This window comes from Sphingomonas sp. C3-2 (assembly GCF_033025475.1).
Taxonomy (GTDB): Bacteria; Pseudomonadota; Alphaproteobacteria; order Sphingomonadales; family Sphingomonadaceae; genus Sphingobium_A.
Map to the genome: position 1 here is coordinate 904,942 of NZ_CP130322.1, position 21,572 is coordinate 926,513.

At 62.7% G+C, this 21,572-nt stretch carries 20 protein-coding genes; 14 read left to right on the forward strand and 6 right to left on the reverse strand.

Features of this window, described 5'->3' with window-relative positions; genetic code table 11:
• The first annotated feature begins 16 nt into the window (after nt 1-16).
• A complete protein-coding gene (locus QYC26_RS04395; protein WP_317514180.1) occupies nt 17-1,084 on the forward strand; it encodes a DUF1214 domain-containing protein in 1,068 nt (355 codons plus the stop codon).
• Nucleotides 1,077-1,547, forward strand: coding sequence for a nuclear transport factor 2 family protein (locus QYC26_RS04400; protein WP_317514181.1), 471 nt, complete (start codon nt 1,077-1,079; stop codon nt 1,545-1,547). The genes QYC26_RS04395 and QYC26_RS04400 overlap by 8 nt, the downstream gene beginning before the upstream one ends.
• A gap of 85 nt (nt 1,548-1,632) precedes the next feature.
• On the opposite strand, the gene QYC26_RS04405 is transcribed toward QYC26_RS04400, so the two are convergent.
• Together QYC26_RS04405 and QYC26_RS04410 are read right to left on the reverse strand one after the other, a co-directional pair.
• Nucleotides 1,633-2,100: an Lrp/AsnC family transcriptional regulator gene (locus QYC26_RS04405; RefSeq protein ID WP_317514182.1), complete on the reverse strand. Its 468-nt coding sequence runs from the start codon at nt 2,098-2,100 to the stop codon at nt 1,633-1,635.
• Nucleotides 2,097-2,615 carry an Lrp/AsnC family transcriptional regulator gene (locus QYC26_RS04410; RefSeq protein WP_317514183.1) on the reverse strand — a complete coding sequence of 173 codons (519 nt, stop codon included), beginning with the start codon at nt 2,613-2,615 and terminating at the stop codon, nt 2,097-2,099. Before QYC26_RS04410 ends, QYC26_RS04405 begins: the two co-directional genes overlap by 4 nt.
• Before the next feature lie 243 nt (nt 2,616-2,858).
• On the opposite strand from QYC26_RS04410, the gene QYC26_RS04415 reads away from it, so the two are divergent.
• Nucleotides 2,859-4,544, forward strand: a complete 1,686-nt coding sequence (locus tag QYC26_RS04415; RefSeq protein WP_317514184.1) for an FAD-dependent oxidoreductase — start codon at nt 2,859-2,861, stop codon at nt 4,542-4,544.
• A 122-nt stretch (nt 4,545-4,666) separates the two neighbouring features.
• On the opposite strand, the gene QYC26_RS04420 is transcribed toward QYC26_RS04415, so the two are convergent.
• The 3 genes from QYC26_RS04420 to QYC26_RS04430 are packed head-to-tail and all read right to left on the reverse strand — an operon-like array spanning nt 4,667 to nt 7,173.
• Nucleotides 4,667-5,869, reverse strand: coding sequence for a thiolase family protein (locus QYC26_RS04420; protein ID WP_317514995.1), 1,203 nt, complete (start codon nt 5,867-5,869; stop codon nt 4,667-4,669).
• 8 nt (nt 5,870-5,877) lie between these two features.
• Entirely contained in the window at nt 5,878-6,252 is a 375-nt protein-coding gene (locus QYC26_RS04425; protein WP_317514185.1) for a nuclear transport factor 2 family protein, read from the reverse strand.
• Between the two features lie 33 nt (nt 6,253-6,285).
• Nucleotides 6,286-7,173, reverse strand: a complete 888-nt coding sequence (locus tag QYC26_RS04430) for a VOC family protein (RefSeq protein WP_317514186.1) — start codon at nt 7,171-7,173, stop codon at nt 6,286-6,288.
• 474 nt (nt 7,174-7,647) lie between these two features.
• On the opposite strand from QYC26_RS04430, the gene QYC26_RS04435 reads away from it, so the two are divergent.
• The 6 genes from QYC26_RS04435 to QYC26_RS04460 all read left to right on the forward strand — a co-directional run bounded on the left by QYC26_RS04435 (nt 7,648) and on the right by QYC26_RS04460 (nt 14,010).
• Nucleotides 7,648-8,850 carry an acyl-CoA dehydrogenase family protein gene (locus tag QYC26_RS04435; RefSeq protein ID WP_317514187.1) on the forward strand — a complete coding sequence of 401 codons (1,203 nt, stop codon included), beginning with the start codon at nt 7,648-7,650 and terminating at the stop codon, nt 8,848-8,850.
• 18 nt (nt 8,851-8,868) lie between these two features.
• The gene (locus QYC26_RS04440; protein WP_317514188.1) at nt 8,869-9,684 is read left to right on the forward strand and encodes an alpha/beta hydrolase; all 816 of its coding nucleotides are present in this window, start codon (nt 8,869-8,871) and stop codon (nt 9,682-9,684) included.
• Nucleotides 9,677-10,459, forward strand: coding sequence for a fumarylacetoacetate hydrolase family protein (locus QYC26_RS04445; protein ID WP_317514189.1), 783 nt, complete (start codon nt 9,677-9,679; stop codon nt 10,457-10,459). The genes QYC26_RS04440 and QYC26_RS04445 overlap by 8 nt, the downstream gene beginning before the upstream one ends.
• Before the next feature lie 11 nt (nt 10,460-10,470).
• Nucleotides 10,471-11,415, forward strand: a complete 945-nt coding sequence (locus QYC26_RS04450) for an acetaldehyde dehydrogenase (acetylating) (protein ID WP_317514190.1) — start codon at nt 10,471-10,473, stop codon at nt 11,413-11,415.
• Nucleotides 11,415-12,452 (forward strand): 4-hydroxy-2-oxovalerate aldolase, encoded by a 1,038-nt coding sequence (gene dmpG / locus QYC26_RS04455; protein WP_317514191.1) that lies wholly within the window; start codon nt 11,415-11,417, stop codon nt 12,450-12,452. The genes QYC26_RS04450 and dmpG overlap by 1 nt, the downstream gene beginning before the upstream one ends.
• An 88-nt stretch (nt 12,453-12,540) precedes the next feature.
• Entirely contained in the window at nt 12,541-14,010 is a 1,470-nt protein-coding gene (locus QYC26_RS04460) for an FAD-dependent oxidoreductase (RefSeq protein ID WP_317514192.1), read from the forward strand.
• A gap of 61 nt (nt 14,011-14,071) precedes the next feature.
• Here the strand turns inward: QYC26_RS04460 and QYC26_RS04465 are convergent, their stop codons facing one another.
• Nucleotides 14,072-15,175, reverse strand: coding sequence for a helix-turn-helix transcriptional regulator (locus tag QYC26_RS04465; RefSeq protein ID WP_317514193.1), 1,104 nt, complete (start codon nt 15,173-15,175; stop codon nt 14,072-14,074).
• Nucleotides 15,176-15,276: 101 nt separating this feature from the next.
• Here QYC26_RS04465 and cysD point away from each other — a divergent pair, with 101 nt between their 5' ends.
• The 5 genes from cysD to ccoN all read left to right on the forward strand — a co-directional run bounded on the left by cysD (nt 15,277) and on the right by ccoN (nt 21,562).
• Nucleotides 15,277-16,209 (forward strand): sulfate adenylyltransferase subunit CysD, encoded by a 933-nt coding sequence (gene cysD / locus QYC26_RS04470; protein ID WP_317514996.1) that lies wholly within the window; start codon nt 15,277-15,279, stop codon nt 16,207-16,209.
• Between the two features lie 103 nt (nt 16,210-16,312).
• Nucleotides 16,313-18,214, forward strand: a complete 1,902-nt coding sequence (cysN, locus tag QYC26_RS04475) for a sulfate adenylyltransferase subunit CysN (protein WP_317514194.1) — start codon at nt 16,313-16,315, stop codon at nt 18,212-18,214.
• Nucleotides 18,211-18,951: a 3'(2'),5'-bisphosphate nucleotidase CysQ gene (locus tag QYC26_RS04480; protein ID WP_317514195.1), complete on the forward strand. Its 741-nt coding sequence runs from the start codon at nt 18,211-18,213 to the stop codon at nt 18,949-18,951. Before cysN ends, QYC26_RS04480 begins: the two co-directional genes overlap by 4 nt.
• A 147-nt stretch (nt 18,952-19,098) precedes the next feature.
• Entirely contained in the window at nt 19,099-19,863 is a 765-nt protein-coding gene (locus QYC26_RS04485) for a Crp/Fnr family transcriptional regulator (protein WP_317514196.1), read from the forward strand.
• A gap of 67 nt (nt 19,864-19,930) precedes the next feature.
• A complete protein-coding gene (gene ccoN / locus QYC26_RS04490; protein ID WP_411197628.1) occupies nt 19,931-21,562 on the forward strand; it encodes a cytochrome-c oxidase, cbb3-type subunit I in 1,632 nt (543 codons plus the stop codon).
• Nucleotides 21,563-21,572 lie beyond the last annotated feature (10 nt).

Here is a 21,572-nt window from a genome sequence, read left to right on the forward strand (position 1 = left end):
GCCGGAAGGGATAATCATGTTCACGCCCGAAATGTGGCGCGATTTCTGCCGGCGGCTTGAAGCCGCCGGGGAGATCGTGAGCGGCGCCGAAGCCGCCCGCAACCCGATCGACCAGGCGGAAGGCTATCGCTATCTGACCCGCCTGCTCCGCATCGCGCTCGACATGCAGCTCGAAAATGCGGACCCCGACTTCCCCGCCTTCTATGCCGCGAGCCACGAGACCGCGAAGATCGGCGCCGACAATCCCGACAATATCTACATGAATGCGTCGATTTCGGGATCGCGGCGCTATCGCATCACCGGCACGCGCGGCACCGTACCGGTGCTGAGCTTTGGCACCAAGGCCAACCGCTATGCCGTGGATGGCACCATGGCATCGACCGGCGAGCTCGATTCCGCCGACATGGCGTATGGCCCCGATGGCAGCTTCGAGATCATCGTCAGCCAGGACAAGGTGGACGGCAACTGGCTGAAGCTGGCCGATGACAGCACGATGCTGCTCGTACGCCAGACCTTCCTTGACCGCGCCAACGAAACCCCGGCGACTGTGAAGGTCGAATCGATCGACGGCCCCGCCTATCCCGCACCGCTCACCGGCGAGGCGCTGGAACAGGCATTGCAGCGCGTGACGGGTTTCGTGACGGGCACCGCCAAGACCTTCGTCAACTGGACCGAGATGTTCCGCGCGAACAACCGCAACGCGCTGAACACCGTCGACCAGTCGATGTTCTTCAAGGCGGGCGGCGATCCCACGATCTTCTACCTCCATGGCTGGTGGGAACTGAAGCCGGGCGAGGCGCTGCAGATCGACACGCGCATTCCCGAATGCAGCCTGTGGAACTTCCAGCTCGACAATTACTGGATGGAATCGCTGGACTACCGGCACCACCGCATCCATGCCAATTCGCACAGCGCCAAGCCCAACGCCGATGGCACGGTGACGCTCGTCATCGCCGACCGCGATCCCGGTTTCGGCAACTGGATCGATACGGCCGGACACCATCAGGGCACGATGCTACTGCGCTGGACCGGCGCGACCGACCACCCCGTCCCCGAAACAAAGGTTATCCAGCTCAATGACTGATCTTGAAACGCGTATCGCCCGGCTCGAGGCCGAAAGCGACATTCGCAAGCTCAAGGCACGCTACCTCAATTCGTGCGACGCCAAGGACGTCGACGCGATCCGCGCCTGCTTCACCGAAGACGCGGTGATCGACTTTCCGCCGATCGGCCAGTTCGATCTGGATGGCCTGATCGGCATCTTCACTCAGATGGCAGCGACCACGCCCATCGTCGATGTCCATCACGGCCATAATGGCGAGATCGAGGTGAATGGCGACGACGCGAGCGGCCGCTGGAATCTGGGCTTTGCGACCTACGACCCGCGCGCAGGCAGCTTCCGCATGCTCGCGAACTTCTATGAAGACCGCTACCGCAAGACCGCCGATGGCTGGCGCATCTGCTATTCGCGCTCGATCCCGCGCGCGATTGTAGACGGCACGCTGGCCGAAGACGGTATCAAGGGTGCTTGGGTAGCTGCAGGCTGAAGCCTCGATACCAACAAAACCAAAAAAGGCGCCGAGGGAGACCCCGGCGCCTTTTCTTTATATGGTCAATCGCCGGGCCGGCGGATCATTCAACCAGCGCGCACCAGCGATAGTCGTGCTTGATGAAATTCTGGCCCAGGCTGTAGTTGACCCGGCGCACGCCCGCGATCTTGTCGATCGTCTGATGCAGGAAATCGGTGAGTTCATTGCCGTTTTCGACAAGCGTCATCGCCAGAACGTCCGCCCGGCCGAGCGTGGTAGCGACAAAGGCGATTTCGGGAAGCCGCGCCAGATTTTCGGCGATCTTTTCGATATCGTTAGCGGTATCGGCCTCGATCCAGAGATAGGCGAGGATGGGGTTGCGCAGCCGCTTGGCATTGGTGACGGCGGCGACGCGGATGACCTTGTTGTCGAGCAGTCTTTTGAGGCGCGAGCGGATCGTGCCTTCTGTCAGGCCGAATTCACGGCCGATTTCGCGGTTGGAAACGCGGGCATCGTTGCCCAGGCGTTCGATGATGCGGTGATCGAGTTCGTCCAGGCTGATGCGGCTCATAGCGGGGCCCATTCATGGTTATATTTGTGGACCTTGAGCGCAAGGCTGGGAAACAGCCGCTCGACGCCCGGGATCTTGGGAATGACGTTGGTGAGGAGGTGCTGAATTTCCTCGAGCGTTTCGGCAACGACCTGAATTTCCAGATCATGCGTACCGATGGCGATATTGACCGTGATGACACGGTCGAGCTTACCGATATCGGCGCCGACATCGGCCGCCGAACGCCCTTTCACCTGAACACCCACCGGCGCGAGATACTCAAATCCCATCGCGCGCAGATCGCGCATCGCGACGACGCGCAGCATGTTCGCTTCTTCAAGCCGGCGCAGGCGCGTGCGCACCGTGGCCTCGTTCACCCCCATATCGCGCGCGAGATCGCGGTTGGCGACACGACCATTTTGCCGAAGCGCCGCGATGATCTGTTCATCCACTTCATCGAGAATGAAGACCGTATCATCCCCATTGCTGGCGGCACGCCCACGGGCGCGACGCTCACCTTTTCCTTCGGTTCGCAACGCATCACTCCCAGTTCTCTACAATGCGCCGCACATGCGCAAAAACGCGTTCCGGCGAAATCAGGCTCCACTGACCCCAGCGTAACATGACTGTCAATAACTTGCAGGCAAATCGGCCGCAATCCATGATTTGCGCATAACTATTCTCTTTTCACCGCGCATTTCGCATGCAACAAGGCAAAGAATACGAGCAAACAGAATGCTGAAAGTAAAATTCGGCACAATAAAGGAGCGGGCAAGGCCGTGAATTCGGTACATGAAGTCGATATTCTGGTGATCGGTTCGGGCGCAGGTGCGCTGACCGCCGCCTTCACCGCCGCCGATGCCGGTGCAGATGTTCTCGTCGTCGAGAAGAGCGATCGCTACGGTGGCACCTCCGCCACTTCTGGCGGCGGCATCTGGATCCCCAACAGCGCCGATGCGCGCGCCAAGGGCCATGCCGACGATCCTCAAGCCGCGCTCGGCTATATCAAGGCGCTGATCGGGGACGATGTGCCCGAGGACAAGCTGCGCACCTATGTCGACAATGCGCACCGCATGCTCAGCTATCTCGAAGAGCATTCGGACGTTCGCTACACCGCCTATGCCTATTCCGATTATCACATGGACGTGGCGGGCGCGCGCGACGGCTGGCGTACGCATGATCCCATCCCGCTCAACGCCAATGAACTGGGCGAGGATTTCTGGAAGATGGAACCGCCCCATCCGCTCACGCTGACCTTTGGGCGCTTCACCTGGACGATGCCCGAAGCCAAGCTGCTGCTGACGATGAGCCCGGGTGCCAAGCCGCTGCTGTTCAAGCTGATGCTCAAATATATCTTCGATCTGCCGTGGCGGCTGAAAACCAAGCGCTCGCGGCGCCTGACCGGCGGCAACGCGCTGATCGGCCGCCTCAAACTGTCGCTCGACCATAAGGGAGTTCCGATCTGGCTTAGCTCGCCGATGAAGGAGCTTGTCACCGAAAATGGTCGGATCACGGGCGCGATCGTCGAGCGCGACGGCCAGCGCATCACCGTCAAGGCGCGCAAAGGCGTGGTCCTGGCGAGCGGCGGATTCGATCATAACGAGGCGCTGCGCCGCGAAAACACCCCCGCCACGCGCGCGGAATGGAGTGCCGGCGTGCCCACCAACACAGGCGACGGGCTGATCGCCGGCCGTGCGGTCGGCGCCGCCACTGCGGCGCTCGATTCCGCCTGGTGGGGCCCCGGCTTCGTTCTCGAAGGCGAAGACCGCGCACGCATCATGTTCGTCGAACGCGCCCTCCCCTCCTCGATCATCATCAATCAGGCGGGCAAACGCTACATGAACGAGGCCGCCTCTTATCACGTCGCGGGCGGCGAGATGCTGCGCTGTGACCAGCCCGATGCGGGGACGCGCCCGAGCTGGTTCGTATTCGACGCGCGCTATCGCGGAAAATATGCAGTGGGCCTGATGATGGCGGGCAAGCCTTCGGCCGACAGCCGCCTCCCCGCAGCGATGCGCGCGATCCTGAAAAAGGCGGACACGCTCGAAGGCCTCGCCAAGCAGATGAACGTCGATCCGGCACAGTTTGCAACGACCGTCGAGCGGTTCAACGCCAATGCCCGCAAGGGCGAGGACCCCGATTTCGGGCGCGGCTCCTCCTCCTATGATCGCCATTATGGTGATGCCTCGGTGTCCCCTAACCCGACGCTGGCGCCCATCGCGCACGGCCCATTCTATGCCATTCCGATCTATCCATGCGATCTGGGGACGAATGGCGGGCTGGTTACCGACAATGACGGCCGGGTTCTGGACGAAAACGGCCTGCCCGTGGATGGCCTCTATGCGATCGGCAATGTCTCCGCCGCCGCGATGGGCCGGACCTATCCGGGCGCCGGCGCGACGCTGGGCCCTGCGATGACCTTTGGCTGGCTTGCCGCCCGCCATGCGATGCGCGTGAACGCATAGCGGGTGAAGGTGCCGACGGGCGTAGGGAACGACCGCGGCACCAATTACGGCCTATAGGCAAGACACAAAAAAGGGGCGACCGCGAGGCCGCCCCTTTTCTTTACCCCCCAGTCAGAACTGGATCAGACGACTTCGAACAGACCCGCTGCGCCCATGCCGCCTGCGACGCACATCGAGACGACGACATACTTCACGCCGCGGCGCTTGCCTTCGATCAGCGCGTGGCCGACGAGACGCGAACCGGTCATGCCGAAGGGGTGACCGATGGCGATGCCGCCGCCGTTGACGTTGAGCTTGTCGGGGTCGATGCCGAGATGCTTCTGGCAATAGACCGCCTGGCTGGCAAAGGCTTCGTTGATTTCCCACAGGCCGATATCGTCAATCTTGAGGCCGTGACGATCTAGCAGCTTGGGGATGGCGAAGATCGGACCAATGCCCATTTCCTCTGCCTTGCAGCCGGCAACCTGGAAACCGCGATAGAGACCGAGGATGGGCAGGCCTTCCTTCTCGGCGGTTGCACGGTCCATCACGACCTGCGCCGAGGCGCCGTCCGACAACTGCGAGGCGTTGCCCGCCGTCACATGCTTGCCTTCCTTGATGACCATGCCGTCCTTGAACACCGGCTTGAGTGCGGCGAGCTTTTCCGCAGTGGTATCGCCGCGCACGCCCTCGTCACGATCGAGCGTAACTTCTTCCTTGCCGGTTTCGTTGCCTTCCTTGTCGAACAGCGCCTTGTTGACCGTGATCGGCACGATTTCGTCGGCGAACTTGCCGGCGGCCTGCGCCGCGCCTGCACGCTGCTGGCTGAGTGCGGAGAAGGCGTCCTGCTCCTCACGCGTCACGCCGTAGCGTTCGGCGACGATTTCGGCGGTTTCGATCATCAGCATGTAGGCGTGCGGATCGGCGGCCTTGATGAATTCCGAACGGTTGCGGAACTGGGGCGCGTGCTTGTTGATGGTCAGCGAGATGCTTTCCATGCCGCCTGCGACCGCAACGTCGATTTCGTTGCACATGATGCCGCGGGCCGCGAGCGCGAGCGCGTTGAGACCCGAGGAGCATTTGCGATCAAGCGTGAAGCCGCCGACGCTGTCGGGCAGCTTCGAACCGTGCACCGCCAGACGGCCCAGATTGTAGCTCTGGGTGTTCCAGTGGTTGCCGACGCCCAGATAGACATCATCGACACGTGCCGGGTCGATGCCCGCGCGGTCGAGCGCCGCGTTGACGACATGGGCAGCAAGAACCGGTGCCTCGGTGTCGTTGAACGCACCGCGATAGGCCTTGCCCACGCCGGTGCGCGCGGTCGAGATGATGGCGGCTTCACGCATGGTCATGATCAGTCAAATCCTTGCATATTCTGAGGGCTGAAATAGGCGCGCATTTCGACGACCTTGCCCTCTTCGTTGAACCGGAACGTGTCGATCACGTCGATTTTCTTTTCCCCGCCAAAGTTCAGCCGCACCGAAAAGGCGAATGCAGCAAAGTCAGCGGCGGTCCGCACCGGCCCTTCCAGCGTCAGCTTGGGGGTCGACTTCATCGAGCGCGTGTAGAACGCGCGGATGGCCTCGGTCCCCTTGTGCGCGGGCGTGCCCACGGGGTCTTCCACTGTGCCGTCAGCGGCGAACAGCGCAACCACCATCTCGGGGTCATTATGGTCGAACGCTTCAACATAGCGTTCGACGACGCGAACCATTTCGTCATGCGTGGGCATATTAGCTCTCCCCTATTATCGCCGTGTTGCCGATCAACCGAAATCCCAGCGATGGCCCCATTCGTCTTCCTTGACGCTGATCGTCGGCGTGAAGGTCTTCCAGTCGGGCTGGATGCCGCCGAAACCATATTCGATGTCGAAGCCCGAGGGCGTGCGCATGTAGAAGCTGACCATCTTGTCGTTCATGTGCTTGCCCAGGCTGGACGAGATATGGACGCCGGCTGCGATCGCACGGTCGAGCGCCTGGCCGACATCGTCGAGCGTCGGCACTTCGAGCATCATGTGGATAAGCCCCGACGGAACCGGGAATTCGCCGAGCGCGACGGTGTGGTGGCGCGGGTTATCGCAGTGGAGGAAGTACATGCCGATGCCCGGATCTTCGGGGCCGCCGCCCTGCAGATAGGCGCGCATGAAATCCGTATCGCCGAAGCCGAGCTGATCGATGTAGAAGGCGCGCGTTTCTTCGAGCTTGAGCGCCGGGAACACGACGTGGCCAAGGCCCATTTCACCGGTGACGAAGCCCGAAACGCCTGCGGGCGAGACAAAGGGATTGCCGTCGATCACGCGGCCCCAACCGATTTCGAGGCGATTGCCCGAAGGATCGACGCAGCGGACGAATTCGACGACGAGGCGATCCTTGGCCTCTTCCGCGCTGGCGGGTTCCAGCGCGACGCCGGCCTTGCGCAGCCCTTCAAGCCCGCGCTCATAGGCCGCCTTGTCCGGATAGACGAGGCCGGCGGCGTGGAACTGTTCCTTGTCCGACTTGCGAACGAGGAAGCGGAAGGGCCGCTCGTCCATACGCAGACGAATCCCTTCGGGATGATCCGAAGCCTGAAGACCGAGCACATTTTCCCCGTAGGAGCGCCACGCTTCCACATCCGCCGTGTCGAGTACGACATATGCGAGAGACCGAATCGCCATTTTGCAACATCCCCTATTTGAATTTCACTTGATTGCGTTGCCGCGACGCTACCGACGCCTCGGGATCAATTCAAGCGCTTTACGTATCAAAACAACCAATGCGCTACGCATATTGTAGCTTCAAACACCGGCCGCGCTACAGACCGCGAATCACCACGCCATCGAAATTCGAGCATTTCCCAAAGTCGTCCGGATATCTGCCAATCGCCGGGTGTTAGCGATGCCGTAACGCAATGAAACGGCACTTTGCGTAATTCAACAATCTTGTGGATACGCATCGCACAATTTCCTATGATTGCTCACAATCCCGGATCCGCGCGCGAAGACGCCTTGCAGGCGAATGCGACGAATGACGAGGGACCCTGCGGAAGTAGATTGACAGCTTGCGTAGCGAAAATTAGATTTTGATACGAAAACGGGAACATCATCGCCCCCAACCCGCCAAATGGCGTATGGCGATGCAGAGGAGAGCATATGGCAACCGCCCTGAATCAAACGGCCGAAGCGCCGACCGCAGAAGAACTGATCGAACGCGCCCGCGCGATGATCCCGACGCTTCGGCAGCGGGCTCGCCAGACGACGCTGAACGGTGACGTTCCGGCCGAAACCGTGGCCGAAATGAAGGAGGCAGGCTTTTTCCGCGTGCTTCAGCCGAAGCGCTATGGCGGCTATGAAATGCACCCGAATGTCTTTTTCGACATTCAGAAGCAGCTGGCCGAAGGCTGCATGTCCACCGGCTGGATCTACGGCGTGCTCGGCTGCCACCCCTATGAACTCGCGCTCTTCCCGCCACAGGCTGCGGAAGACGTGTGGGGCAGCGATCAGGACATGTTGATTTCGTCCACTTATCAGCCCGTCGGCAAGGTGGAAAAGGTCGAGGGCGGCTTCTACCTCTCGGGCCGCTGGGGCTTCTCCTCGGGTTCGACGCACTGCGGCTGGGTGCTGCTGGGCGCGATCAACTTCGACACCAATGGCGGTCCGCCGGACATGCGCACCTTCCTGCTGCCGCGCAGCGACTATAAGGTGATCCCGGGCACCTGGGACGTGTTCGGCCTGCAGGGCACCGGCAGCTTCGACATCGAGGTCGAGCGCGTGTTCGTTCCCGAGCACCGCACCCATCGCGCGGTCGATGGCTTCCTGTGCGAAAATCCCGGCCAGGCCGCGCATGATGCGCCGCTGTATCGCCTGCCCTGGGCACAGCTGTTCATCCGTTCGGTTTCGACCTCGTCCTTCGGTGGCGCCCGCGCCGCGATCAAGGCCGGCATCGAGATCATGAACAGCCGCGTCTCGTCCAACACCGGCAAGGCGTCGAAGGCCGATCCCGCGCTGCACGCAGCCCTGGCCCGCGCCATCGCCGAAATCAGCGAAATGGAACAGGCCCACCGCGCCGCGTTCAACGAACTGATGGACTATGCCGAGCGCAACGAAGCCGTTCCGATGGACCGCCGCGCGCTGTTCGCCTTCCAGTCTTCCAATGTGGTGCGCCGCATGGTCGACCTTGTCGACGATATCGTGAAGCTGCTGGGCGGCCGTGCCGTCTATATGTCGAGCGCGATCATCCAGCCCTGGCTCGATCTGAACGCCGCGCGCGCGCACGTTGCCAACGACCCCGCCAACCGCACCTCGGACGTGCTCGGCACCATGGCTGGCGAAGCGCCCAGCTTCACCTTCGTCTGATCCGGGGAAGCGAAACACATGAAGCAGGACATTCGTACCAAGGTCTATTCGGTCGAGGGTGGCTATGACATCATGATTGCGGAGGCCGGTTCCGGCCCCGCAGTCGTCTTCATCCACGGCAGCGGCCCGGGCGCGTCGGGCGTTTCGAACTTCAAGCAGAATATCGATGCGTTCGTCGAAGCCGGCTACCGCGTGATCCTGCCCGATCTGATTGGGTATGGTGCATCGTCGAAGCCCGAGGGCATCGACTATACGCTGCAGCTGTTCACCGACACGCTCTACGACGCGCTCAAGCAACACGGCGTGGACAAGGCCGTTCTGGTCGGCAACTCGCTGGGTGGCGGCATCGCCATCCAGATGGAACTGGATCACCCCGGCTATGCCGAAAAGCTGATCCTGATGGCACCGGGCTGCATCGAGGAACGCGAAGCCTATTTCGCGATGCCCGGCATTGCGAAGATGGTGGGCGACTTCACCAGCCCCGAATTCTCGGTCGAAGACCAGCGCAAGCTCGTCTCGAACCTCGTCTATGACGCAAGCGCGATCACCGACGAACTGGTCGCCGAGCGCTTCGCCGTCGCCAAGACCCAGCCCAAGGACGTGCTCGCCCGCATGCGCACGCCCAATCTGGCACCGCGCCTTGGCGAACTGAAGCCGCAGATTCTCGGGTTCTGGGGCCTGAACGACGAGTTCTGCCCGGCATCGGGCGCGCAGCACTTCCTGGCCGCCTGCCCCGACGCGCGTTTCATGACGTTCAACAAGGTTGGTCACTGGGTGCAGGTTGAACGCACCCCGGAATTCAACCGTTATTCGATTGCGTTCCTGCATGACTGATATCGCACAGCAATATGGCGCAGAGCTGTTTGCAGCACTGCGCGAGCGCCGGACGCTCACGCCGCTGATCGCGCGCAATCCTAACCTGACGGTTGACGATGCGTACAAGATCTCGCTCGACTTCCTCGCCCGCCGCCAGGCGGAGGGCGAGAAGGTCGTCGGCAAGAAGATCGGCGTCACCTCGAAAGCGGTGCAGGACATGCTGGGCGTGCACCAGCCCGATTTCGGGTTCCTGACCGACGCGATGTTCGTTCCGGGCGAGGATATCAGCGTCGAGGATTACGGCCTGATCCAGCCCCGCGCCGAAGCCGAGATCGCCTTCATCCTAAAGAGCGCGCTCAAGGGCCCCGGCGTGACCGAAGCGGACGTGATCGCGGCAACCGAAGCGATCGCGCCCTGTTTCGAGATCGTGGACAGCCGCATCGACGACTGGAAGATCGCGATCGTCGACACGGTGGCGGACAATGCCAGCTGCGGCGTTTACGTTCTGGGTGAGGCCCGCGCCAACCCCAACGATCACGACCTGCCCGCGCTGAAGGTAACGGTCACCAAGAATGGCGAGCCGCTGTCCGAAGGCTATGGCTCGGCCGTTCAGGGGTCGCCCGCGGCGGCTGTCGCATGGCTGGCCAACACGCTGGGCGCATATGGCGTCACGCTGGAAGCCGGAGACGTGATATTGTCGGGATCGCTGGTCCCGCTGGAGCCGGCCAAGGCCGGTGATGTATTCGAAATGGATCTGCACGGAATCGGGCGCTGCACCGCCCGCTTCGTTTAGGAGAAACTGACGTGGCGAAAGTGAAGGCCGCGATCATCGGCTCGGGCAATATCGGCACCGACCTGATGATCAAGATGATCAAATATCCCCAGAACATGGAACTGGTGGCCGTTGTCGGCATCGACGCCAATTCGGAAGGCCTGGCGATGGCGCGCGAGCGCGGCGTCCAGACGACGCATGAAGGCCTGGAAGGCCTGATGGCGCTGCCCGTCTATCCCGAAATCGGCATCGTGTTCGACGCCACCTCGGCCTATGCGCACAAGGTGCACGACGCGGCCCTGCGCGCCGACGGCAAGCAGGTTGTCGACCTGACGCCCGCCGCCATCGGCCCGTTCACCATCCCCCCCGTCAACATGATGGATCACCTCGATCAGCCCAACGTCAACATGGTGACGTGCGGCGGCCAGGCGACCATTCCGATGGTGGCAGCGGTAAGCCGCGTCGCCCCCGTCCACTACGCCGAGATCGTCGCATCGGTTTCGTCGCGTTCGGCAGGCCCGGGCACGCGCGCCAATATCGACGAGTTCACCCGCACCACCGCCAAGGCCATTGAAGTGGTCGGCGGCGCCAAGCGCGGCAAGGCGATCATCATCCTCAACCCCGCCGAACCGCCGATGATCATGCGCGACACCGTGTTCACGCTGTCCGACACCGTCGACGAAGCCAAGATCGAGGAATCGGTCGAAGCGATGGTGAAGGAAGTGCAGAAGTACGTCCCCGGCTATCGTCTGAAGCAGAAGGTTCAGTTCGAACGCTACGGCGACAACAACAAGCTGAAGATCCCCGGCCAGGGCGAATTCACCGGCATCAAGACCTCGATCTTCCTCGAAGTCGAAGGCGCTGGCGACTATCTGCCCAGCTATTCGGGCAATCTCGACATCATGACCGCTGCCGCCAAGGCAACCGGGGAGCTGCTTGCCGAGCGTATCGCCGCGCGCAAGCTGGAGACGGCATAATGAGCAAGTTCGATCCGACCACCGACAAGCTGTACATTCAGGACGTAACACTGCGCGATGGCATGCATGCCATCCGCCACATGTACGGCCTCGACCATGTCCGCAGCATCGCCAAGGCACTGGATGATGCCGGCGTCGACGCAATCGAAGTCGCGCATGGCGATGGTCTTTCAGGTGCAAGCTTCAACTATGGTTTCGGCGCCCACACCGATTGGGAGTGGATCGAAGCGGTAGCGGAAGTGCTGAACAAGTCGGTCCTCACCACGCTGATCCTGCCCGGTGTCGGCACCGTCGAGGAACTGAAGCGCGCCTATGACCTTGGCGTGCGTTCGGTTCGCGTCGCAACCCACTGCACCGAAGCCGACGTTTCGAAGCAGCATATCGGCATCGCCCGCGATCTCGGCATGGACGTGTCCGGCTTTCTCATGATGAGCCACATGATCGAGCCCGAGACGCTGGCCCAGCAGGCACTGCTGATGGAAAGCTATGGCGCCCAGTGCGTGTACGTCACCGACAGCGGTGGCGCGCTCGACATGGACGGCGTACGCGATCGCCTGCGTGCCTATGACAAGGTGCTCAAGCCCGAAACGCAGCGCGGCATCCACGCACACCACAACCTGTCGCTCGGCGCCGCCAACTCGATCGTCGCGGCACAGGAAGGCGCAGTTCGCATCGACGCAAGCCTCGCCGGCATGGGCGCAGGTGCAGGCAACGCCCCGCTTGAAGTGTTCATCGCTGCCGCCGACCGCAAGGGCTGGAACCATGGCTGCGACGTCAACGCGCTCATGGATGCGGCCGAAGACCTCGTCCGTCCGCTGCAGGACCGCCCGGTCCGCGTCGACCGCGAAACGCTCTCGCTCGGCTATGCCGGCGTCTATTCGAGCTTCCTGCGTCACGCCGAAAAGGCCGCTGCGGATTATGATCTCGACACACGCGCGATCCTCGTCGAACTCGGCCGCCGCCGGATGGTTGGCGGTCAGGAAGACATGATCGTCGACGTCGCGCTCGACATGCTCAAGGCGCGCGAAAGCGCCTGATCGCATCCTGATATGGGGAGGCCAAGGGGCAACAGCCCCCGGCCTCCCCTTTTCCTGTTTCATCGGTCTGGAGAGGGACTGAGCCCTGATGTCTGAAATTACGCCTATTCGTCCGCTTCCCGAAGCTGAAGTGCCGGGATGGGACATCGAAACCGATGTCGCCATCATCGGATTTGGCGCGGCAGGTGCCTGCGCCGCGATCGAAGCGGCTGCGGCCGGTGCCAGCGTCACGCTGTTTGAATCGGGCTCGGGCAGCGGCGGGGCATCTGCCCTGTCGGGCGGTGAAATCTATATCGGCGGCAATGGCGGCAGCGATGCCCAGCAGGCCGCGGGCTTCACCGACAGCACCGAAGATTTCGAAAAATACATGATGATGGCCGGCGGTCCCGATGCGGATGCCGCCAAGGTCAGCCTTTATGCGCGCGAAAGCCTCAACCACTATCAGTGGCTGAAGGATCAGGGCGTTCCCTATAAGGGCAGCTTCGTTCCTGGCAAGGTGATCGAACCCGCCGAAGACGACACGCTTTTGTGGTCGGGCAGCGAAGCGGCATGGCCCTTCTCGCAGGAAGCCAAGCCGGCACCGCGCGGCCATACCATCCAGTTCATGGGTTGGGGCGGCGGCCGCAAGCTTGTCGACATCCTCGAAGGCCGCGCTCGCGCGCTGGGCGTCGACGTTCGTACCGATGCGCGCGCGCTCAGCCTGATCGCCGACGCTTCGGGCCGCGTGATCGGTCTGGTTGTCCGGATCGACAACAAGCCGCAATATGTGCGGGCGCGCAAAGGCGTGGTCCTTGCGACTGGCGGTTTCTGCATGAATCAGGAAATGCTGCGGCGCTATGCGCCCGAAACGCTGCGTCTGAACGACCCGCTCGGCGAGAACGATAACGGTTCGGGCATCCTTATGGGCATGGGTGCCGGCGGCGACGCGATCCATATGGACGAATTCTTCACGACCTGCCCGTGGATCATGCCGGCTTCGCTGGTGAAGGGGATCTTCGTCAACGAACGTGGCCAGCGGTTCATCAACGAAGACGCCTATCATGGCCGCGTCAGCCGGACTCTCCTCGATCAGCCGGGCGACAAGGCCTATCTGCTTGTGGATAACGAGATCTTCGATCGGCCACTCGATCTTGCGCGGATCGAGATCGCGGCCGTTGGCGAGACCTGGGAAGAAGTTGAACAGGAACTCGGCATGTCCGAAGGCACGCTCAGCCACACCGTTCACCATTTCAACAAGCACGCGGCAGAGGGCAAGGATCCGATCTGCAACAAGGATGCGGAATGGCTAAAGGTGCTCGATCAGGCACCGTTCGCGGCGCTCGAGCTCAATGCCAGCACCAGCTATTTCTCGTTCTTCACGCTGGGCGGTCTCAACACCGCGCCGACGGGCGAAGTGCTCGATCGCGGCGGTCAGCCCGTGCCCGGCCTTTATGCCGCGGGCCGCACGACGTCTGGCCTGCCGCGCTGGGGCCATGGTTACAGCTCGGGACTCAGCCTTGCGGACTGCACCTTCTTTGGCCGCATGGCCGGGCGCACCGTCGGCAGCGCCGCCGCCTGATACCGTATCACCGAGGCAACTGGGGGGGCCCTGTCGGAGCAATCCGGCAGGGCCTTTGCCGTTATACGAGGATGGCGACACTCGTCAGGATGATACGAACGAGGTCCGCCTGCCCCCGCGCGCCCGTCTTGCTGTAGACGATCTTGGAGTAATTGCGCGCCGTCGCCTCGGTGAGCCCGATTTCGGCGGCCGCCTCGGCGATCGATTGCCCGCGCGAGATGCCAAGCGCCAGACGCGCTTCCCCCTGGCTCAGCCCGAAGAGGCTCATCAGTTGTTCAATACGGCTGTCACTGGTTTCGCGGTCTCCGTGGATATAGGCAGTCGCAATCGGCTTTCTTTCCCCCGACACGCCGGACTGGCGGATGGGGACGAGCAGGATGTCGATCCATGGATCCTCCGACAAACGGATGGCCCTGGCACGCGCGGCGGCATCACTTGCGAAGGATTTCAGCGCATCGCGCAAAACCTTGTCCGCCTGGCGCGACGCGGGCATCAATTGCCCAGCGGACACCTGGCGCAGCACCGAGCTATGGCGCAGCAAATGCTCGGCATGCGGATCCATCTCGATGATATGGCCGTGTGCGTCGAGCGTGAGCCATCCGAAATTGAGCCGACGCACCGCCTCCCCGGCAATCCCGGCCTTTACCTGCCAGCGGTCGATCGTCGCAAAGATGCGGAGCGCGACGGTGATGTGCTGGGCAAGCTGACCGATGAAGTTGGTCTGCCCGCCGGTGAAATCAGCGCCCTCTTTCCAGATCGTCAGCCAGCAGCGATAACCGCCCGGTTCCTCGATCTTCATCACGCGCAGCCAGTTGCGCTTGCCCGGCAGCACGAACTCGCGAAGATATTTCTCATGTTCCGGATTGGCCGGGGCGACGAATTCGGCGAGCGAGTAAACTCGTCCCGGGCGAAGCACGTCATAGGGGATCGGATCGAGCCGATAGAGGCGTTCATTGTAGCGCTGGCGGAGCTCAAGCGACTCAGGCGCACCTGCGTACAACTCGGTCGATTCGTTGAGCGGAGCATCGGCATGGCGGAAATATAGCGCGCAGGTGACCGCACCGAGCCGGCGGCGCAAACGTTCCAGAAATGTCGACCAGAGCGGGCTTTCCAGCGGCCCCGCATAGAGGCTTGCGAGGATGTCCTGTTCGTCGATGCGCAGCATTTTCGGCTCTTTCGAAGTATTCATCCCAAATGGGAGGTGCCTTGAATCACGACCGCTTTAAGCCGGTTTCGACAGAACACAAAGGCGGAGAGTAGCTGGTGTTGACGAGTGAAGTAGCGGCACAGGCCGCAAGCCGGTCGCTGACCCATTTGGAGCGGCTGGAAGCGGAAAGCATCCAGATCATGCGGGAGGTTGTGGCGGAGGCCGAGCGTCCGGTGATGCTGTATTCGGTGGGCAAGGATTCGGCGGTGATGCTGCATCTGGCGCGCAAGGCGTTTTACCCGTCGCCGCCGCCCTTTCCGCTGCTGCACGTCGACACGACGTGGAAGTTCAAGGACATGTATGCGCTTCGCGACCGGATGGCGGCGGAGAGCGGGATGGATCTGCTCGTCTACCAGAACCCCGAGGCGCTGGCGCGCGGGATCAACCCGTTCGACCATGGCCCGCTCCACACCGATATGTGGAAGACCGAGGGGCTGAAGCAGGCGCTCGACCATTATGGCTTCGACGTCGCCTTTGGCGGCGCGCGCCGCGACGAGGAAAAGAGCCGCGCCAAGGAACGTGTCTTCTCGTTCCGTTCGGCCAACCACCGCTGGGACCCCAAGAACCAGCGCCCCGAGCTGTGGCGGCTGTACAATGCCAAGAAGACCAAGGGCGAAAGCATCCGCGTCTTCCCGATCTCGAACTGGACCGAGCTCGACATCTGGCAGTATATCCACCTCAACAACATCCCGATCGTGCCGCTCTATTTCTCGGCGCCGCGCCCCACCGTCGAGCGCGACGGCATGCTGCTGATGGTCGATGACGAACGTTTTCCGCTGAAAGACGGCGAAGAGCCGGTGATGCGCTCGATCCGCTTCCGCACGCTCGGCTGCTACCCGCTGACCGGCGCGGTCGAAAGCACCGCGGCGACGCTGCCTGAGGTGATCCAGGAGATGCTGCTGACGACGACCTCGGAGCGCCAGGGCCGCGTGATCGACAAGGATGGCGGCGACGCCAGCATGGAGAAGAAGAAGCAGGAGGGGTATTTCTGAGCCGCGCCTGACGCGTGCCGGAACCCCTGTCCTTTCGCTCTTTTTCGTCTCTGCGCCGCCCCCGGGGCGGCCGCCCGACCCGTTCGGGACCAAGGAGTTTCCAATGACCGACAAAAGCTATCAGGCCGACGCCCTCATCGCCGAGGATATCGACGCCTATCTCGCCCAGCACCAGACCAAGTCGCTGCTGCGCTTCATCACCTGCGGCTCGGTGGACGACGGCAAGTCGACGCTGATCGGCCGCCTGCTCTATGACAGCAAGATGATCTTCGAGGATCAGCTGGCCGCCCTCGAAGCCGACAGCAAGCGCGTCGGCACGCAGGGCCAGGAGATCGACTTCGCGCTGCTCGTCGACGGCCTCGCCGCCGAACGCGAACAGGGCATCACGATCGACGTCGCCTACCGCTTCTTCGCGACCGAGAAGCGCAAGTTCATCGTCGCCGACACCCCCGGCCACGAACAATATACCCGCAACATGGTGACCGGCGCCTCGACCGCCGACCTCGCGGTGATCCTGATCGACGCGCGCAAGGGCGTGCTGACCCAGACCAAGCGCCACAGCTATCTGGCGCATCTGATCGGCATCCGGAACATCGTGCTCGCGGTCAACAAGATGGACCTGGTCGATTACGACCCCGCGGTATTCGACGCGATCGTCAAGGATTACCGCGAGTTCGCGACCGAGATCGGGATCACCGATTTCGTCGCCATGCCGATCTCGGGCTTCAAGGGCGACAACATCACCGCGCCCTCGGACAACACCCCCTGGTATCAGGGCCCGACGCTGATGGGCCATCTCGAGACGGTCGAGGTCGATGCGACGCGCGACCAGCAGCAGCCCTTTGCGCTCCCCGTCCAGTGGGTGAACCGCCCCAATCTCGACTTTCGCGGCTTTTCGGGGCTGATCGCGACCGGCACCGTCAAGCCGGGCGACAAGATCCGCGTCATCCCCTCGGGCAAGACCTCGACCGTGGCGCGGATCGTCACGCTCGACGGCGATCTCGACGAGGCGGTTGCCGGCCAGTCGGTGACGGTGACGCTGACCGACGAGATCGACTGCTCGCGCGGCGACGTGATCGCGACCGCCGACAACCCGCCGCAGAGCGCCGACCAGTTCGAGGCGACGATCGTCTGGATGTCGGACGAGGAAATGCTGCCCGGGCGCGGCTACTGGCTCAAGCTCGGCACCCAGATGGTGACCGCGCAGGTGCAGGCGCCCAAATATCAGGTCAACGTCAACACGCTCGAGCATCTCGCCGCCAAGACGCTCGACCTCAACGCGATCGGCATCGCCAATCTGTCGACCGACAAGCCCGTCGTCTTTGCGCCCTATGCGCAGAACCGCGATCTGGGCGGGTTCATCCTGATCGACAAGATCACCAACGCGACCGTGGCGGCGGGCATGCTCCACTTCTCGCTGCGCCGCGCCGACAATGTCCACTGGCAGGCGATCGACATCACGCGCGAAGACCATGCCAAGCTGAAGAACCAGAAGCCCGCAGTGGTGTGGTTCACCGGGCTGTCGGGTGCGGGCAAGTCGACGATCGCCAACCTCGTCCAGAAGCGGCTCCACCGGATGAACCGCCACAGCTATCTGCTCGACGGCGACAATGTCCGCCACGGGCTCAACAAGGATCTCGGCTTCACCGATGCCGACCGCGTCGAGAATATCCGCCGCGTCGGCGAGGTCGCCAAGCTGATGGCCGATGCCGGGCTGATCGTGCTCAGCGCGTTCATCTCGCCCTTCCGCTCCGAGCGCCGCCTCGTGCGCGAGATGATCGAAGCCGGCGAGTTCATCGAGGTCCATATCGACACCCCGCTCGCCGAGGCCGAGGCGCGCGACGTCAAGGGGCTGTACAAAAAGGCGCGTTCCGGTGAACTCAAGAACTTCACCGGCATCGACAGCCCCTATGAAGCCCCCGAAAACCCCGAAATCCGCATCGACACCACTAACCTTACCCCCGAACAGGCCGCAGAACTGATCGTTGAAAGGATCCTTGGATGAGCGTTACCGTATCCGATCATGAACTGGCCCGCCAGATCGCAGAGGCAGCAGGAGAAATCCTGCTGACCCTCCAGAAATCGGGGCTGTTCGAGGGCAAGGCTTTGGGCAAGGCAGGCGATCAGGTTGCCAACGCCTTCATCATCGAGGCACTGAAGGCCCAGCGTCCTGACGATGCGATCCTGTCCGAAGAGGAAAAGGACAATCTGGATCGCTGCCAGGCATCGCGCGTCTGGGTGGTCGATCCGCTCGACGGTACGCGTGAATATTCCGAAAAGCGCACCGACTGGGCGGTGCACATCGCGCTGGCGATCGACGGCGAACCCGCCGTCGGCGCCGTCGCGCTGCCGGGACTGGGCCTTGTGCTCGGCGCCGATGCGCCCAGCACGCTGCAGCCTGCGGCAGACCCGCTGCGCATGCTGGTGAGCCGTACGCGCCCGGCAGCGGAAGCCGTATCGGTGGCCGAAGCACTGGGCGCCGAACTGGTGCCGATGGGGTCTGCCGGTGCCAAGGCGATGGCGGTGGTGCGCGGCGAGGCCGACATCTACCTCCACACCGGCGGTCAATATGAGTGGGACAATTGCGCGCCTGCCGCCGTCGCGCTTGCCGCCGGGCTGCATGTCAGCCGCATCGACGGTTCGCCGCTGGTTTACAATTGCGAAGACCCGTATCTTCCCGACCTGCTGATCTGCCACAAGCATCACGCGCCGCAGATTCTGGAGATGATCGGCAACGCCTGATCCTTTAGTGACGGGTGCCTCGGCGCCCGTCACACCCGCTTCTCAGGACTATCCCCTATATATCTGAACCCCTTCCCAGAGGCATGGCCCGATAAAGGGTAGAAGCGGCGCCGTAATGGCTCCGCAATCCCGCAATGCGGTGAGCCAATGTACTTCGAGGGGGCAATCAAGGCGCAGGAACGCGCCGAGGCGAAACAAGAGGCTTTGTGCGGAGCGACCAGCCGCTGCACCAACTGCCCCGCCCGCGCCGATGCGATCTGCGCCGGCCTCGCGCCCGAAGCGCTTGATGACCTCCATCAGCTGAGCCGCCACCGCGTCTTGCGCAAGGGCCAGACGCTGGTGTGGCAGGGCGACCGTACCGACATCGCCGCCACCGTCATTTCCGGCATGCTCAAACTGTCGGCAGCGACCGCCGATGGCCGCGAACAGATATTGGGCCTTGTCGCCCCCGGCGGTTTCGTCGGCCGGATCGACGAAGCTCGCGCGCGTTATGACATCGTCGCGCTGGCCGATACCGAGCTTTGCCAATTCTCTGGCCCGGGACTGGCGCTGTTCGCAAGCCGCCACCCCGAAATCGCGTCCGCGCTTCTGGGCAAGACGATGCAGGAACTGGACCGTTCTCGCCACTGGCAGCTGATGCTGGGTCAGGCGAGCGCGGCCGAGCGTGTGGCGACGATGCTGCTCGATTTCGCCGGTGCCGATCTGGAAGCCGGTGGCTGCTACCCCTTTCCGCTGAGCCGCGGCCAGATGGCCGAGCTGGCCGGGCTGACGATCGAGACGGTGAGCCGCCAGATCAGCCAGTTGAAGCGCAACGGGGTAATCAGCGTACTTTCGCGCACCAGCTTTTCCGTTCGCGATCCGCACGCGCTGATGGCGCTGGCCGGGCTGAGCCCCGTCGCGGCGACCCATTGAAAAACAGAAACGTCCCAACAAGGAAACGCAGACAATGCACAGCTTGCTGATGAGGACCGGGGGGTGGATGGCCGTCGTGCTGTTCGCGATCGTCGGTATAGCATTATCGGCCGATACCGGCTTTGCCGTGCACATGACGATCGTGGCGCTGGCCGCGATCGTTGCCATGTGGATCGGCATGAGCCGCGCCGATTATTCGGCCATGGCGCGCGGCATATTGAAGATGCCCGCCAATGAAGGCGAATATGACGACGACCCCACGCGCTGGGGCGTTCTGGCCACGGTTTTCTGGTGCGTGGTGGGCCTGCTGGCGGGCGTGTTCATCGCCCTGCAGCTGGCCTTCCCCGCGCTGAACTTCTCATCTGAGTTCACCACCTTCGGGCGCTTGCGTCCCTTGCACACCTCGGCCGTGATCTTCGCCTTTGGTGGCAACATCCTGATCGCGTCGAGCTATTACGTCGTGCAGCGTACGAGCCGGGCACGCCTGGCCTTTCCCATGCTCGCCCGCTTCGTCTTCTGGGGCTACCAGATGTTCATCGTGCTGGCGGCCACCGGCTATGTCCTCGGCATCACCGAGGCGCGCGAATATGCCGAGCCCGAATGGTATGTCGACCTGTGGCTGACGATCGTCTGGGTGGCGTATCTGGTGGTGTTCGTCGGCACGCTGCTGAAGCGCAAGGAACCGCATATCTATGTGGCCAACTGGTTCTATCTGAGCTTCATCATCACGATCGCGATGCTCCACATCGTGAACAACCTGACGATGCCGGTCAGCCTGTTCGGATCGAAGAGCTATTCGGCCTTTGCCGGCGTTCAGGACGCGCTGACCCAGTGGTGGTACGGCCATAATGCAGTGGCGTTCTTCCTGACCACGCCGTTCCTGGCCATGATGTATTATTTCGTGCCGAAACAGGCCGAACGCCCGGTCTACAGCTACCGGCTGTCGATCATCCACTTCTGGTCGCTGATCTTCCTCTATATCTGGGCGGGTCCGCACCACCTGCATTATACCGCGCTGCCCGATTGGGCGCAGACGCTGGGCATGGTGTTCTCGGTCATCCTGTGGATGCCCAGCTGGGGCGGCATGATCAACGGCCTGATGACGCTGAACGGCGCATGGGACAAGATCCGCACCGACCCGATCATCCGCCTGATGGTGATGGCGATGGCGTTCTACGGCATGGCGACCTTCGAGGGCCCGATGCTGTCGATCAAGGCGGTCAACTCGCTGAGCCACTATACCGAATGGACCGTCGGCCACGTCCATGCCGGCGCACTGGGCTGGAATGGCATGATCAGCTTTGCCGCCGTCTATTTCCTCGTGCCGCGCCTGTGGGGCCGTGAGCGCCTCTATTCGCTGCGCATGGTGAACTGGCACTTCTGGCTCGCGACGCTGGGCATCGTCCTCTACGCCGCCTCGATGTGGGTGGCCGGGATCACCCAGGGCCTGATGTGGCGCGAATATGGGCAGGACGGTTACCTCGTCTACGCCTTCTCCGAAGTCGTGGCCGCCATGTTCCCCTATTACGTCATCCGTTCGGTGGGCGGTGCGCTCTACCTGGCTGGTGCGATCGTGATGGTGTGGAACGTCTGGCAGACGATCCGTGGTCAGCAGCGCGCCGAGCGCCCGATGAGCCAGCCGGCCTATGATGCCGCGAAGGACCGTCCGCTCGCGCCCGCAGCGCAGCCCGCCGAATAAGGAAGATCGA